Source organism: Methylobacterium sp. 88A, from assembly GCF_000376345.1.
Classification (GTDB): Bacteria; Pseudomonadota; Alphaproteobacteria; order Rhizobiales; family Beijerinckiaceae; genus Methylobacterium; species Methylobacterium bullatum.
Genome location: NZ_AQVT01000001.1, coordinates 276,199 through 291,524, shown reverse-complemented (window position 1 = coordinate 291,524; position 15,326 = coordinate 276,199). Strand labels below are relative to the sequence as shown.

Below are 15,326 nucleotides of genomic sequence, written 5' to 3'. Positions count from 1 at the left end.
GTACCCATACCATCGCGCAAGATGGTTAACCGAAGGTTAAGATCGCGCGTCAGGCATCCGTAGATTGAAGCAGGCGTGCGGCCGCCGCTCGGGCCTCGTCGGTCACGGTGGCGCCGGCCAGCATGCGGGCGATCTCCTCCCGGCGGGCGGGCGCTTCCAGGGCGGAGACGCGGGTGGCGACCCGGTCGCGGCCCTTCACCGGGTCCTTGGCGATGAGGAAATGCGTCTCGGCCCGCGCGGCGACCTGGGGCGCATGGGTCACGGCCACGACCTGGACGCCGGCCGCGAGACGGGCGAGGCGGGCGCCGATGGCATCGGCCACGGCGCCGCCGACGCCGGTATCGATCTCGTCGAAGATCAGGGTCGGGGCCGAGCCCTTGTCGGCCAGCACCACCTTGAGGGCGAGCATGAAGCGGGAGAGTTCGCCGCCCGACGCCACCTTCATCATCGGGCCGGGCCGCGTTCCGGGGTTGGTCTGCGCCCAGAACTCGACGCGCTCGTAGCCCGCCGGGTCGCGCGATTCGGGGTCGGTGACGATCTCGGTGATGAAGCGGGCGCGCTCCAGCTTGAGAGGCGGCAACTCGGCCTTCACCGCGAGGTCGAGGGCCTTGGCGGCCTTGCGGCGGCCTTCGCCGAGCTTGGTCGCAGCCTTGGCATAGGCGGCCTCGGCCTGGGCGAGGGTCGCCTCCAGGCCACCGAGCGCCTCCTCGCCGGCATCGATGGCGGCCACATCCGCCTCGTAGCGCTGGCGCAGGGCGGCGAGGTCGTCCACCGGCACCTGATACTTGCGGGAGGCCGCGCGGAGCGCGAAGAGCCGCTCTTCCACCTGCTCCAGTTCGCGCGGATCGAACTCGGATTCGCGCAGGGCCGTGTCGAGGACCGAATGGGCCTCGTCGAGGGCGGACAGCGCGGCGTCGAGGGCGGCGATGCAGGGCTCCACCAGGGCCGGGATCTGGCTCGCCCGCCGCTCCAGCTTGCGCATGGCCGAGGACAGATGGGACACGGCCGAGTTCGGGCCGCCCGCCGCCTCGATCGCCTCGGAGAGCTCGCGGGCCACCTTCTCGCTCTGCTGCATGACCATGCGGCGCTCGGCCAGCGAGGTTTCCTCCCCGGCCTGGGGATCGAGCGACTCGAGTTCCGAGGCCGCATGGCGCAGGAAATCGACCTCCTTGCGGGCGGCCTCCACCCTGGCGCGGTGCTCGGCGAGAGCCGAGCGGGCGGCGCGCACGCGCTTGGCCGCCTCCCCCACCGCCGCCAGGGGAGCCTGCAGGCCGCCGAAGGCATCGAGGATGGCGCGGTGAGTGCCGGAATCGGCCAGCGCCCGGTCGTCGTGCTGGCCGTGGATCTCCACCAGGGTGGCGCCGATGGCCCGGAGGACCTGCACGCCCACGGCCTGGTCGTTGACGAAGGCGCGGGTGCGGCCGTCGGCCATCTGCACCCGGCGCAGGATCAGGTCACCCTCGGTATCGAGATCGGCCTCGGCCGCGAGGCGGCGGGCGGGATGGTCGAGGGGCACGTCGAACACGGCGGTGACGCCGCCCTGCCCTTCGCCATGGCGCACGAGGCCGCCATCGCCGCGCCCGCCCAGGGCCAGGGCGAAGGCGTCGAGCAGGATCGATTTGCCCGCACCCGTCTCCCCGGTCAGGACGCTGAGGCCTTCGCGGAAGTTCAGGGCGAGCTTATCGATGAGAACGATGTCGCGGATCGCGAGCTGGCTCAGCATGCCGCGGGGTGGGCCTCGTTGGATACGGTGGCCACGTCTTACGGCGAAGCGGCGGCCGCTTCACCCGAAAAATGGCCCGCGACCGATATGCGTGTCGTCGCGGGCTGGGTCGATGCGCTTTAGCGCGCGTCCGCGGTGCGGCCGATGACGCCGCGATAGACCTTGCTGAGCCAGGAGGATTTCTCCTCGCGGGGCTCCAGGCCGCCGTTCTGGAGGAGCGCGAACGCATCCTTGTACCAGGGGCTGTCGGGGAAGTTGTGGCCGAGCACGGCGGCGGCGGTCTGCGCCTCGGCTGTGATGCCCAGCGCCATGTAGGCCTCGACCAGACGCTCCAGCGCTTCCTCGGCGTGGCGGGTCGTCTGGTACTTGCTCACCACATCGCGGAACCGGTTGATCGCGGCGGGGAAGTTGCGGCGCTCCAGGTAGAAGCGGCCGACTTCCATTTCCTTGCCGGCGAGCTGGTCGCGGGTGATCTGGATCTTGGCCTTGGCGTCCGCCGCGTATTCGGAGGTCGGGTATTTCTGGACGAGCTCCTGCAGACCGGCCAGCGCCTTCTCGGAGCGGTCCTGGTCGCGGGTCACGTCGGGGATCTGCTTATAATGCGACATCGCCATCAGGTACTGGGCGTAGGCCGCGTCCTTGCTCGCCGGGTGGCGCTGCAGGTAGCGCTTCGAGGCGTTGATGGCGTCGTCGTATTTGGCGCCCTCGTAATTCGAGTAGGCGGTCATCAGCAGCGCTTTGCGCGACCAGTCGGAATAGGCATAGGCCTTGTCGAGTTCGCCGAATTTCTTCGACGCGCCCTCGAAGTCCTTGTCCTCCATCTTGGCCAGGCCCTCGCTGTAGAGCTTGTCGGCCGGGACGTCGGGAATGACCTCGGGCTTGTACTTCTCGGCGAAGGGATTGATCGAGTCGAGGGCGTCGCAGCCGCCGAGGCCGAAGCCACACAGCGTCAGGAGCACGGCTGCCGTCGCCCCGCGGTTACGATCGTTGAGACGCATTCCGGTTCCCCCAACAGATGCGCCCGGCAAGGGGGCCGCATCGTCAAGCCATCACAAATGTCGGTCGAGCGGCTGACGGCACGGTGCCACGGCCCATGTGCCTCGATGGGGCACACGCGACCTCGCCTCTTGTCACGGACGATTTACCAGTGGCGTCCGATTTGGGCGTGAAAGCGGCGGCCGAGCGGCGGACGCATTCGAAGCGAGGATGTTGCTTGTCGGTTACAGGTCGCTGGCGAAGGCGGCGAGGCTGAGGCCGACGCCGAATTCCGGCCGGGTGGTCTCGCGGCGGGCGCCGGGCGCTTCGACGATCGTGTAGTTGGCGCGGTCGGCGAACAGCGCGTCGAGGACGCCGACATTCATCCGGTGGCCGCCGCAATAGGAGCGGTAGGCGCCCTGGATCGGCAGGCCGGCGAGGGCCAGGTCGCCGACGGCATCGAGATACTTGTGACGCACGAACTCGTCGGCGTAGCGCAGGCCCTCGGGATTGACGACGGCGTTGTCGCCGACGGCCACGGTGTTCTCGAGGGAGGCGCCCAGAGCGAAGCCGGCTTTCCAGTAGCGCTCCACGTCCTTCATCATGCCGAAGGTGCGGGCGCCGGCGATCTCGCGGCGGTAGGAGGCGGGGTTCAGGTCCATCGCCTTGCGGCTGCGGCCGATCACCGGGTTGTCGAAATCGATCTCGACGTCGAGGCGGAAGCCCCGGTCGATGGGGCGGAGCTCGGCGAAGGCACGTCCTACCTCGATGCGGACGGTGCGGAGCACCTTGATCCAGCGGCGGGGAGCCCCGCAGGTGGCGATGCCGACGGCGTCGATGGCTTCGACGTAGAGGCGGGCGCTGCCGTCCAGGATCGGCATTTCCGGCCCGTCGATCTCGACGAGGACGTTGTCGATGCCGAGCCCGAAGAGGGCGGACATCAGGTGCTCGATGGTGGCGACCGCGCCGCTCTCCACGTCACCGATGACGGTGCACAACTCGGTGGCGGAGACGCAGGCGTGGTGGGCCTTGATGAGCCGATCGTGGCCCGTGGGCATACCGGTACGGAGGAAGCAGATACCGTGATTGGCCGCAGCGGGGTGGAGAGTGATCTCCACCGGCTTCCCGGAATGGACACCGATGCCACGCAGCGTGGCCGGGCCCTTGAGAGTGATCTGTTGGTTCGTCCGCATTCCCTAGCCCTCGGCCGTGATCAGGCTCGCTCTCCCTGGATTACGGGATTGCGCCGCCTCTTTGACCCGTCCGCTGCTTGAAGCCCCTGCGAGCGCTGACGGCGAAACCGCCGCGCCTTTTTCGTTCCAAAAATCGTATACGCGGCGGCCGAAGCGTTAGCCAAATCACGCTTTCTTACGCTCTGTTACAGACACGCTTTCCGGAGACGTTCTGGATAACCGTTTCCGGACAAGGACTTAAAACGACGTTAAGCCCGGGGTCCTGAGACCCCGGGCTTGTTGCATAAAAACCTCAGCGGCTGTCCGGCGTGGCGTTTCAGTTCGCCTGACGACGCAGGAAGGCCGGGATTTCGAGCTGGTCGTCATCCATCAGACGGGGCTGGGGCGCCACACGTCCCTGTGCATCGAGGTTGCCCTGGGCCGGACGATAGGCCGGGGGAGCCGCCACGGGTGCCCGCTTGGCGTATTCCGGCTGGGGGGCCGGCTGCGGGGCGGGAGCGCGCATGGGCGGCAGCGGGGCGGCCTCGGCCTCCTCGCGGCGTCCGCCGAAGCCGACGGTGGCGAGGCGGCGCAGCAGGGTCATCCGCTTGGAATCCCCGGCCGGCTCGGCCGGCTCCTCACCGCGCTGGGCGCGGAGCTGGGCCTGGCCGGGCATCGGCAGGTCCTGGATCTGCGGCATGCGCGGGGCGCGGGCCACCGCCACGGCCGGACGCGGCGGCACGAACGGGCCGGCGGCCTGCTGCACGGGGGCCGGAGCCTGGACCGGAGCCGGAGCGGGCTCGTAGGCCATGGCGGTGCGCGGCTGCGTCTGGGTCAGGACGACCTCGTCGCGAGCCATCGGGGCGGCGGGGGCGTCCATGCGCAGGGGCTCGGGGGCCATGGCCACCGGCTCGGAGGCCGCGGGGCGCGGGGCCTGCGGCTGGATCTGCGCCTGGGGCGCGGGGGCCTGGGACATGGGGGCCTGGGACATGGGGGCCGGAGCGGTCAGCGGCTGCTCGGGGGCACGAAAGGTGGGGGCGGGCTGTGCCGCCCTGGCCCTCGCTTCCGCACGCAGGCGCTCGGCCACTTCAGCGATCCGCTGCTCGGTCTGGACGATCTCGGGGTTGTTCTGCGAATGCGCGGTGATCAGCGCCGGCTCGATGCCGGTGGCCACCACGGAGACGCGGATGATGCCGTCGAGGCTCTCGTCGAAGGTGGCGCCGAGGATGATGTTGGCGTCCGAATCCACCTCTTCGCGGATGCGGGTGGCGGCTTCGTCGAGCTCGTAGAGGGTGAGGTCGTTGCCGCCGGTGATCGAGATCAGCAGGCCGCGCGCGCCCTTCATCGACACGTCGTCGAGGAGCGGGTTGGCGATGGCGGCTTCGGCGGCGCGGTTGGCGCGCTTCTCGCCCGACGCCTCGCCGGTGCCCATCATGGCCTTGCCCATGCCGCGCATGATCGCGCGGACGTCGGCGAAGTCGAGGTTGATGAGGCCTTCCTTGACCATCAGGTCGGTGATGCAGGCGACGCCCGAATAGAGCACCTGGTCGGCCATGGCGAAGGCGTCGGCGAAGGTGGTCTTCTCGTTGGCGACCCGGAACAGGTTCTGGTTCGGGATCACGATGAGGGTGTCGACGGCGGCCTGGAGCTCCTGGATGCCGGCCTCGGCGGTGCGCATGCGGCGCACGCCCTCGAACTGGAAGGGCTTGGTGACGACGCCGACGGTGAGGATGCCCATGTCGCGGGCGGCGCGGGCGATGACGGGGGCCGCACCGGTGCCGGTGCCGCCGCCCATGCCGGCGGTGATGAAGCACATGTGAGCGCCCGAGAGCTGGTCACGGATCTCGTCGATGACCTCGTCGGCGGCGGCCGAGCCGACCTCGGGGTGCGAGCCGGCGCCGAGCCCCTGCGTCACGCCGAGGCCCATCTGGATCACGCGCTCGGCCTTGGAGGAGGTGAGCGCCTGGGCGTCCGTGTTCGCGACCACGAACTCGCAGCCCAGCAGGCCGGATTCGATCATGTTGTTGACGGCGTTGCCGCCGGCGCCGCCGACACCGAAGACGGTGATGCGGGGCTTGAGTTCGCGGATGTCAGGCGCCTGGAGAGAGATGGCCATGGTGTCGAGCCCTTCGTGCCGTTTTCGCGTTGCCGATGAGCGCCTCCGCAAAGGCGCCGATTGTGTCGTCGCCCCACCCCCTTCCGGGGGCGGGCCTCGTCTCTAGAAACTCTCCCGCAACCAACGGTACACGCGGGGGATGTAGCCGTCGGTTCCGGTGCCCAGGAGGGCGCTGTGCCCCCGCGGCTCGAAATGTTCCGCATGCGCCACCTGCGGGTAGACCAGCAGGCCCACCGCGGCGGAGAAGGCGGGTCCCTTGGCGGCTTCCGGCAGGCCGCGGATGCCCAGCGGCCGGCCGATCCGCACCTGGCCCTGCATCACCCGGCGGGCGACCTCGGGCAGACCGACGAGCTGGCTCGCGCCCCCCGTCAGCACCACCCGGCGGCCGGCCTGGGCGGCGAAGCCCGCGTTGCGGAGACGATCGCGAACGAGTTCGACGATCTCCTCCACCCGCGGCTTGATGATCCGCACGAGCTGCGAGCGCGGCACGTGGGTGGGGGCGTCGCCCTCGTCCTCGCCGACCCCGTGGACCGCGATCATGTCGCGCTCGTCGGAGGCGGTGGAGATCGCCGAGCCGTACAGGGTCTTGAGCCGCTCGGCCGCTACCACCCGGGTGGAGAGGCCGCGGGCGATGTCCATGGTGACGTGGTGGCCACCCACCGCCAGGGCGTCCACGTGGACGAGGTGCCCGCCCTCGAACACGCCGAAGCTGGTGGTGCCGCCGCCCATGTCGACGACGCAGACGCCCATCTCGGCCTCGTCGTCGACGAGGGCGGAGAGCCCGGCGGCATAGGGGGTGGCGATCACCGCCTCGACGCCGAGATGGCAATGTTCCACCGCCAGCATCAGGTTGCGGGCGGCGGCGGCCTCCGCCGTGACCACGTGGAGATCGACGCCGAGGGACTCGCCGATCATCCCGGTGGGGTCGATGACCGCGCCCTGCCCGTCGATGGCGTAGCCGGTGGGAAGGGCGTGGAGCACGGTGCGGCCGGGGCTGACGCCGTGGGCGCTCGCCGTCTCCAGGGCGCGCTCAACGTCGGCGCCCATGACGGTGCCGCTGCGGACGCCGACATGCGCCTCGAAATGCTGCGAGCCGAGGCGGCCGCCGGAGATGTTGACGATGACCGACTGGACCTCGACCTTGGCCATCCGCTCGGCGGCGTGGACCGCCTGGCGGATCGCCCCTTCGGCGGCCTCGAGATCGACGATGGCACCGCCCTTGAGGCCGTGCGAGCGCTGATGCCCGATGCCGATGATGCGGGCGAAATGGGTCCGTCCGCGCAGGGTGGTGAGGGCCTCGGCCGGCTGCAGCTCGGCGATGAGGCAGACTACCTTGCTCGTGCCGATGTCGAGCACCGAGAGGATGGTGCTCCGGCGCGCGGAGAGCGGTTTCATACGCGGCGTGAGGCCGTGTTGCGCGTGCATCGGATTACCGGGCGAAGGAGGCGGGAAGGGCGGGCTGGCGGGACGCGAGAGGCGCCGGACGGATCGTACGGCTCATGTCTCGGTCCCCTTGCCCTTCGGCTTCTTCTTCTGGGATTCGGCGCGCGTGGCGGCCGCCTCCTCCGTGAGCCGCACCACCACCCGGTCGGGCAGCCGCAGGTCCACGGCGATGATGTCCTTCTCGAGGATGCGGCTGTCGCGCTCGAGCTTGACGAGGCGGGCCAGGGCCTCGGCGGCCCCGGTCTCGGGCAGGCGGATGTCGACGCCGTCGAGCTTCAGGGTCCAGCGCCGGCCGGATACGTAGGTGCCGGCCTTGACCCGCTCGCCGAGCTCGCCCGCCGCCTCGATGAGGGCGAGGTAGTCCTTGAGGCGCTCGTTGGCCTCTTCGCCCACCACCAGGGGGAGCGCGGCGTAGCGGTCGTCGCGCATCTCGTCGATGACGGTGCCGTCGGCGGCGATGACCGAGATCTCGCCATTGCGCTGCCACAGGGCGGCGGGCTCGCGCTCGACCTGGTTGATGACGATCTCGTTCGGATAGACCTTGCGCACCGAGACGCTGGAAATCAGCGGCACGTCGAGGAGGCGCTGGCGCGCTTCGGCGACGTCGAGGAAGACCACGGACGAGTGGCCGTCGATGCCGGCCGCCTGCAGCACTTCCCGCTCATAGAGACGGGAGATGCCCGAAATGGTGACGCGCTCGACGCCGAAACCGGCCAGCCGGGCCAGGACGTCCGAGACGTGGCCGTTCTCCAGCACGAAGCGGTCGTAGCGGCCGCTGGCGACGAAACCGGTCACCGACAGGACGGCGAAGGTGACCGCGAGGGTCAGCGTGCCCGCGTGCCGCGGGATGCGCCGCTCGATCGGCTGCCCGAGCCGCGAACGGCGCGAGCGCAGCATGGGGCGCACCAGTCGCGGCAGGCGCGCCGCCAGACCGGCGACGAGCGAGCCCGGACCGGGCGCGGGGGTTCCGTCGACGCCAGCCTGACCGGCGGCGTTCAACGACCCAGAGTAGCGTCCTCCACCATCCATCGGACGAGCTCACCGAAACTCAAGCCAGCGTAGGCTGCGATCTCCGGCACAAGGCTCGTCTTGGTCATCCCGGGCTGCGTGTTGACCTCCAGGACGACGAGGGCACCGGTTCCACCCGGTGTGTCGTCGTATCGAAGGTCCGCACGGCTGATGCCCCGGCATCCAAGTGCTTGATGCGCCGTTAACGACAACTCTTGGACACGCTGGTAAATTTTTGGTTTAATTTCTGCCGGGAGGACGTGGATCGACCCCCCCTCGGCGTACTTCGCATCGAAGTCGTACCACTCCCCCGAGGCGGGCTTGATCTCGATGACCCCGAGGGCCTTGTCCCCCATCACCGCGCAGGTGAGCTCGCGGCCCGCAACGTAAGTCTCCGCAAGGACTTGCTCCCCGTAGACCCACTCGTCCGAGGCGAGAATCTGGGGCGGATGGGAGCGCCCGTCCCGGACGATGATGACGCCCATGGAGGAGCCTTCGGCGATGGGTTTGATCACGTAGGGCGGAGTTAACGGGTGTGACTTCGCGGCATCATGACGGTTAACGACCAGCCCCTCCGGAACGCTCACCCCGGCGGCCTTCATGATCGTTTTGGCACGTTCCTTATGCATCGCCAGGGCCGAGGCCAGGACGCCCGAATGGGTGTAGGGAATGCGCAGGATTTCAAGCAGCCCCTGGATCGTGCCGTCCTCGCCGGCCGGACCGTGCAGGGCGTTGAGGGCCACGTCCGGGCGCAACTCCGTGAGCACGGTGGCGATGTCCGGCCCGACATCGACCTGCGTGACGCGGAACCCCTCCCCTTCGAGGGCGTCCGCGCAGGCGCGGCCCGAGTTCAGGGAGACCTGACGCTCGGAGGACCATCCGCCCATGAGGACGGCGACGTGCTTGGACATGGGCGAAGCTCCAGAATCGGGCGGGGAAACGAATGTGCGGGTGAGCGTCACGCGCCGCCGATCAGCGCGCGGATGCGTGTGAACACGATGTCCGCCGAATCGGCCCGGAGGGAGCCGATCCGGCGAAGGATGCGGGACGGCTCGATGCAGGCGATCTTGATCGGACGCACCACCGATGCGGCGACCAGACCGGCCTCGTCGAGATCCTCGATCGCGAGGTCGCCGGGCATGGCGGCGTTGCGGGCGCTGGTGATCATCGCGACCCAGACGAACCCGGCCCGCGCGACATCCGCGCCGGAGACGACCAGGGCCGGCCGGCGCTTCTCGACGAGGCGATCCGCATAGGGAAAGGGCACGACGATCACCGCTCCGGGCGAGAAGCCGCCCGGATCAGAGGTCGGCATAATCTTCGTCGTCCGCCCTGCCCGCCCATTCCGTGAAGGTCACGAACGGGTCGTCCCCCTCCGGAGGAGCCTTCTCGATGCGGACGCCGTCCTCGGTCAGGACGTAGCGCAGACGATCCCCCGGCCCAACCGCCAGCCGCTCGCGGACTTCCGCGGGCAGCACCGTCTGGCTCTTGACCGAGATCTTCGAATAGGCGGCGCGAACGCTACGATCCAGCATGCATCCCTCCGGCTCTCGCCTTACGTCTTACCGGCTTACGCCCCTGCGTTCAAACCGATCCGCTTGATCTCCCAATGCAGTTCGACGCCCGACGTCTCGCGCACCCGGCGGCGGACTTCCTCGCCGAGTCCCTCGATATCGGCGGCGGTGGCGCCATCGCGGTTGATCAGGAAGTTGCAGTGCATCTCCGAGACCTGGGCGCCGCCCATCGTCAGTCCACGGCAGCCGGCGGCATCGACGAGTTGCCACGCCTTGCCACCCGGAGGGTTCTTGAAGGTCGAGCCGCCGGTGCGCTCGCGGATCGGCTGGGCCGCCTCGCGGGCGGCGGTGACGCGGTCCATTTCCGATTCGATGTCCTGGCGATTGCCGGGACGGCCCCGGAACAGCGCGCTCGTGAAGATCACGTCCTCGGGCGCCTCGCTGTGGCGGTAGGTGAAGCCCATCTCGGCATGGGTGAAGCGCCGCAGCCTGCCCGTGCGGTCGATGCCGCGCGCCTCCACCAGCACGTCGGTCGTCTCCCCGCCATGCGCGCCGGCATTCATGCGCAGCGCGCCGCCGATGGAGCCGGGAATGCCCCGGAAGAAGGCCAATCCGTCGAGGGACGCCTCGGCCGCGGCCTTGGCGAGGCGCATGTCCGGCACCGCGGTCCCGGCCCGCAGGGTCTCGCCGTCGATCTCGACGGACCCGAAGGCCTTGCCGCCGAGCCGGATGGTGATTCCGGGAATGCCGCCGTCGCGGACGATCAGGTTCGAGCCGAGGCCGATCACGGTCACCGGAAGCGCGGGGTCGAGGGCGCTGAGGAGATGGGCCAGATCCTCCTCGTCGGCCGGCGTGAACAGCACCTGCGCCGGCCCGCCGACGCGGAACCAGGTGAGGTCGGACAGCGACGGGTTGGCCAGCAGCCGCCCGCGCAGGGCGGGAGCGGCGGCGCGGATCTCAGGGGTGATGTCGGGAAAGGCGGTCATGGGGATTCTCCTCCTCTCCCCGCACGCGGGGAGAGGGCTGTGCCGACCTCGTCGTCGGCACAGCGAGGCGGCAGCCGAGGGTGAGGGGGCGATTCCTGGGGAGGCTCATCCGGAATCGCCCCCTCACCCTCGCCCTCCGGGCTCACGCCGGCCCCGACGAGGGGGCCGACGTCCTCTCCCCGCGTGCGGGGAGAGGGGGGAAGCGCGGCGATGATAGTGTCTAGGACACCGACGATGTTGTCGTTGATGTCGGAATTCCAAAACCGAAGGACGCGGTAGCCGAGGCTCGTGAGATACGCATCCCTGACTGCATCATAGGTGCTTTCGGCATGCTGGCTCCCGTCGAGCTCGATGATCACCTTGGCCTCGCGGCAACAGAAATCGGCGACATACGGGCCGAACCCCTCCTGGCGGACGAACTTGAAGCCACCTAGGCGCCGGTTGCGCAGACGGGTCCACAATCTCCCCTCGACGTCGGTTTGATTGTGTCGGAGCCGCCGCCTGAAGCCGGTGCGCTCCTCGTCTGCCGAACGCATCCCAAGCTCACCCCTGCAACGCCGCCAATTCGCCCGGCAGGGCGTAGGCCCATTGCGTGATGTTGCCGGCGCCGAGGCACACGACGTAATCGCCGGGCTTGGCGCGGGTCGCCACGAGACCGGCGAGATCTTCGGAGCGCTGCAGCGCGATGGCGTCTCGGTGGCCGCGCGACTTCAGGCCCGAGACGAGGCCGTCGCGGTCCATGCCCTCGATCGGCGCTTCGCCCGCCGCGTAGACGGGGGCGACGATGACCGTGTCGGCATCGTTGAAACAGGTGCAGAAATCGTCGAACAGCGAGGCGAGCCGGGTGTAGCGGTGCGGCTGGACGATGGCGACGACGTTGCCCTCGGTGGAGGCGCGGGCGGCTTTCAGCACCGCCTTGATCTCCACCGGATGGTGTCCGTAATCGTCGAAGATCAGCGCGCCGTTCCATTCTCCGGTCTTGGTGAAGCGGCGCTTGACGCCGCCGAACCCGGCCAGCGCCTTGCGGATCGCCTCCGGCTCGACGCCGAGCTCGTGTGCGACGGCGAGGGCCGCGGTGGCGTTCAGGGCATTGTGCTTGCCCGGCATGGGAAGGACCAGATCCTCCATCTCCATGCGGAAGCCGGGGCGGCGGTCGCGGATCATGACGCGGAAGCGGCTCTGGCCGCCGCGCAGGTCCACGTCGATGAGGCGGACATCGGCCTGCGGGTTCTCGCCGTAGGTGATGATGCGGCGATCCTCGATATGGCCGACGAGATCCTGCACCACCGGATGGTCGATGCACATGACGGCGAAGCCATAGAAGGGGATGTTGTCGATGAAGCGCCGGAACGCGTCCTTCACCGCCTCGAACGAGCCGAAATGGTCGAGATGCTCGGGGTCGATATTGGTGACGATGGCGACATCGGCGGGCAGCTTCAGGAAGGTGCCGTCGGATTCGTCGGCCTCCACCACCATCCACTCGCCCTCGCCCATGCGGGCATTGGTGCCGTAGGCGTTGATGATGCCGCCGTTGATGACGGTGGGGTCCATGTTGCCGGCGTCGAGCAGCGTCGCCACCAGCGACGTCGTGGTGGTCTTGCCATGCGTGCCGGCGATGGCGACGCAGGATTTGAAGCGCATCAGCTCGGCCAGCATCTCGGCCCGGCGCACCACCGGCAGGCGGCGCTCGCGGGCGGCGATGAGCTCGGGATTGTCGCGCCGGATCGCAGTGGAGACCACCACGAGGGCGGCCTCCTCCACGTTCTGCGCGGCGTGCCCGATGAAGGTCTTCATGCCCTTCTCGGCCAGGCGCCGGACGTTGGCGTTGTCGTTGGCGTCCGACCCCTGGACGGTATAGCCGAGGTTCGACATGACCTCGGCGATGCCGGACATGCCGATGCCGCCGATGCCGATGAAATGGATGGGGCCGAGCTTGTCGGGCAGCTTCATGGTGTGAACCAGTCTCGTCGTGTCGCGGAGCGCGTGAGGGCGCCCCGGCTCGGAATCAGGTGCGGGCCGCCGTCTCGAGGACGACATCGGCCAACCGCTCGGCGGCATCGTGGATGCCCGCGCTTTTGGCGGCTGCGGCCGCTTCGGTCAATTTTGCCGGATGGGTGAAGAGATCGAGAAGCTCGGCCGTGAGGCGGTCGGGGGTGAAGGCGCTCTGCTGGATGGCGAGCGCGGCGCCGATGCCGGCGAGGGTCGCGGCATTGGCGGCCTGGTCCTGGTCGAGGGCGCCGGGCAACGGCACCAGGATCGACGGCCGGCCCATGGCGGCGAGTTCCGACACGGTGGAGGCGCCGGAGCGTCCGATGACCAGATGGCTGCGGGCCATGCGGGCGGGCAGGTCCTTGAAGAACGGCGCCGTCTCGAGACCGGCGAGGCCGAGAGACAGGTAGAGGTTCTGGACCTCGGTGAGGTCTTCCGCCCGCACCTGCTGCACCAGCGTCAGCCGGGCGCGGAGGTCGGCGGGCAGCTGGGCGATGGCTTTGGGCACCACCTGCCCCATCACCGCCGCCCCCTGGCTGCCGCCGAAGACGAGGAGATGCAGGCCGTCGGCCTCGCCCAAGGGCGGATAGGGGGTCTCGGCCGCCGTCAGCACGGCGGGGCGCAGGGGATTGCCGGTATGGGTGCGCGGGGCGGTGGCCTTCGGGGGGATGCCGCGCACTTGCCTGAAACCGGTGGCGATGGCGCGCGCACCGCGCGCCAGGAAGGCGTTGGCGCGCCCCATCACGGCGTTCTGCTCGTGCAGGATGGTCGGCACGCGCAGGATCTGCCCGGCGAGAACCGGCGGCACCGTGGGATAGCCGCCGAAACCCACGATGGCGGCCGGGTCGATGCGCCGGATCTCGCGCGCCGCCACGCCGAAGCCGCGCCCGAGGGTGAGGAGCGCCCCCGCCCGCTTGACGATGGAGCGGCCGGACGGCGTCGCCGAGGCGATGGTGACGATCTCGGAAGCCGGAAACTCACTCGCGATGGAATCGACGCGGGCATCGGTGGCGAGCACCACGCGCACACCCCGCGCCCGCAGGGCATGGGCGAGGCTCTCGGCCGGGAAGAGGTGGCCGCCCGTGCCGCCGGCACAGAGCAGGATGGTGGCTGTCCGCACGGTCACCGCATCACTCCGGCGACCGTGGCGGGCGCGGTGCCCGGGGGCTTCTGGCTCAGGGTCGACATGCGCGGCCGCTTGCGGGTGAGCGCCACGAGGAAGCCCATGCCCAGCGCCAGGGAGATCAGCGAGGAGCCGCCATAGGAGACGAAGGGGAGGGTCATGCCCTTGGCCGGCATCAGCCGCACGTTCACCGCCATGTTGATGCAGGCCTGCAGGCCGAACAGGGTGGTCAGCCCGGTGATGGCCAGGCGCGAGAAGGTGTCGTCGGTGCGTCGCGCCAGCTTCAGCCCGCGCATGACGATATAGGCGAAGAGGCAGACGAGGCCGAGGCAGACGAGGACGCCGAATTCCTCGCCGGTCACCGAGAAGATGAAGTCGGTATGGGCGTCGGGCAGGTGGCGCTTGGCCACGCCCTCCCCCGGGCCGGTGCCGAACCAGCCGCCGGAATTGAAGGATTCGCGCGCCCAGTATTCCTGGAAGCTGTCGCCGGAATCCTTGTCGAGGAAGCGGGTGATGCGCTCGCGCACGTGGTGCAGGAACTGGTAGGCGACGCCGACGCCGACGAGGCCGGCGACGCCGAGGCCCGCGACCCAGAACCAGTGCAGGCCCGCCACGAAGAACAGTGAGCACCAGACGATGGTGATCAGCATGGTCTGGCCGAAATCCGGCTGCAGGATCAGCGGCACGATGGTGACGGGCAGGAGCAGGATCGCCAGCAGGCCGCCGGGCATGTCGCGGCGCTGCGCACCCTCGGAGAAGGCCCAGGCGGCGACGACCACGAAGGCGGGCTTCACGAATTCCGAGGGCTGCAGGCCGAAGGGGCCGAACTGGATCCAGCGATGCGCGCCCTTGATCTCAGGCCCGAACTTGCCGGCGAGGATGCAGAGGGTGACGCCGACGATCCACGTGGCCAGGGCCACGCGCCGGATGTGGCGGAGGGACAGGAACGACACCGCGACGATGATGAGGATCGTCGGGGCGAGGTACATCGCTTGGCGGTTGAGGAAGTGGAAGGTCGGCAGGCCGATCTTCTCGGCCACCGGCGGTCCGCCGCCCATGAGGAAGACGAGGCCGGCCACCATCAGGGCGGTGAGGCCGGCCAGCAGGCCGCGATCGACGGTCCACCACCAGTCGGTCAGGGGCGTGCGTTCCGCGCGGGACATCATGGGGCGTCGCTCTCCGTGAGCCTTACGGCGCCCGGAACGAGCAGCCGACAGCCGCCGGCAGCGTCAAGCCGGCTCGGATTCGATCCTGTGCCGGAATGGTAAACCAAGTCT

General features: G+C 69.5%; 14 protein-coding genes. All 14 read right to left on the bottom strand.

Features of this window, described 5'->3' with window-relative positions; genetic code table 11:
• Positions 1 to 49: 49 nt before the first annotated feature.
• On the bottom strand, positions 50 to 1,723 hold the full coding sequence (gene recN, locus A3OM_RS0101335) for a DNA repair protein RecN (protein ID WP_018041934.1): 1,674 nt from the start codon (positions 1,721 to 1,723) through the stop codon (positions 50 to 52).
• A gap of 119 nt (positions 1,724 to 1,842) precedes the next feature.
• Positions 1,843 to 2,721 carry an outer membrane protein assembly factor BamD gene (locus A3OM_RS0101330; protein WP_018041933.1) on the bottom strand — a complete coding sequence of 293 codons (879 nt, stop codon included), beginning with the start codon at positions 2,719 to 2,721 and terminating at the stop codon, positions 1,843 to 1,845.
• Positions 2,722 to 2,943: 222 nt separating this feature from the next.
• Positions 2,944 to 3,891: a UDP-3-O-acyl-N-acetylglucosamine deacetylase gene (gene lpxC, locus A3OM_RS0101325; RefSeq protein ID WP_018041932.1), complete on the bottom strand. Its 948-nt coding sequence runs from the start codon at positions 3,889 to 3,891 to the stop codon at positions 2,944 to 2,946.
• A 316-nt stretch (positions 3,892 to 4,207) separates the two neighbouring features.
• Positions 4,208 to 5,986, bottom strand: a complete 1,779-nt coding sequence (gene ftsZ, locus A3OM_RS0101320) for a cell division protein FtsZ (protein WP_018041931.1) — start codon at positions 5,984 to 5,986, stop codon at positions 4,208 to 4,210.
• 102 nt (positions 5,987 to 6,088) lie between these two features.
• The gene (ftsA, locus tag A3OM_RS0101315; RefSeq protein ID WP_026175606.1) at positions 6,089 to 7,411 is read right to left on the bottom strand and encodes a cell division protein FtsA; all 1,323 of its coding nucleotides are present in this window, start codon (positions 7,409 to 7,411) and stop codon (positions 6,089 to 6,091) included.
• 72 nt (positions 7,412 to 7,483) lie between these two features.
• Complete coding sequence (locus A3OM_RS0101310; protein WP_026175605.1) at positions 7,484 to 8,458, bottom strand: cell division protein FtsQ/DivIB; 975 nt, start codon at positions 8,456 to 8,458, stop codon at positions 7,484 to 7,486.
• Positions 8,425 to 9,348: a D-alanine--D-alanine ligase gene (locus A3OM_RS0101305; RefSeq protein ID WP_018041928.1), complete on the bottom strand. Its 924-nt coding sequence runs from the start codon at positions 9,346 to 9,348 to the stop codon at positions 8,425 to 8,427. The genes A3OM_RS0101310 and A3OM_RS0101305 overlap by 34 nt, the downstream gene beginning before the upstream one ends.
• A gap of 47 nt (positions 9,349 to 9,395) precedes the next feature.
• The gene (locus tag A3OM_RS0101300) at positions 9,396 to 9,752 is read right to left on the bottom strand and encodes a type II toxin-antitoxin system PemK/MazF family toxin (RefSeq protein WP_018041927.1); all 357 of its coding nucleotides are present in this window, start codon (positions 9,750 to 9,752) and stop codon (positions 9,396 to 9,398) included.
• Entirely contained in the window at positions 9,739 to 9,972 is a 234-nt protein-coding gene (locus A3OM_RS0101295) for an AbrB/MazE/SpoVT family DNA-binding domain-containing protein (protein WP_018041926.1), read from the bottom strand. The genes A3OM_RS0101300 and A3OM_RS0101295 overlap by 14 nt, the downstream gene beginning before the upstream one ends.
• 35 nt (positions 9,973 to 10,007) lie before the next feature.
• A complete protein-coding gene (murB, locus tag A3OM_RS0101290; RefSeq protein WP_018041925.1) occupies positions 10,008 to 10,937 on the bottom strand; it encodes a UDP-N-acetylmuramate dehydrogenase in 930 nt (309 codons plus the stop codon).
• Complete coding sequence (locus tag A3OM_RS0101285) at positions 10,934 to 11,398, bottom strand: DUF559 domain-containing protein (protein WP_244478957.1); 465 nt, start codon at positions 11,396 to 11,398, stop codon at positions 10,934 to 10,936. Before A3OM_RS0101285 ends, murB begins: the two co-directional genes overlap by 4 nt.
• A gap of 82 nt (positions 11,399 to 11,480) precedes the next feature.
• Positions 11,481 to 12,887 (bottom strand): UDP-N-acetylmuramate--L-alanine ligase, encoded by a 1,407-nt coding sequence (gene murC, locus A3OM_RS0101280; RefSeq protein ID WP_018041923.1) that lies wholly within the window; start codon positions 12,885 to 12,887, stop codon positions 11,481 to 11,483.
• A gap of 55 nt (positions 12,888 to 12,942) precedes the next feature.
• Positions 12,943 to 14,052 (bottom strand): undecaprenyldiphospho-muramoylpentapeptide beta-N-acetylglucosaminyltransferase, encoded by a 1,110-nt coding sequence (gene murG / locus A3OM_RS0101275; RefSeq protein WP_018041922.1) that lies wholly within the window; start codon positions 14,050 to 14,052, stop codon positions 12,943 to 12,945.
• A complete protein-coding gene (locus A3OM_RS0101270) occupies positions 14,049 to 15,215 on the bottom strand; it encodes a putative peptidoglycan glycosyltransferase FtsW (protein ID WP_018041921.1) in 1,167 nt (388 codons plus the stop codon). Before A3OM_RS0101270 ends, murG begins: the two co-directional genes overlap by 4 nt.
• Positions 15,216 to 15,326 lie beyond the last annotated feature (111 nt).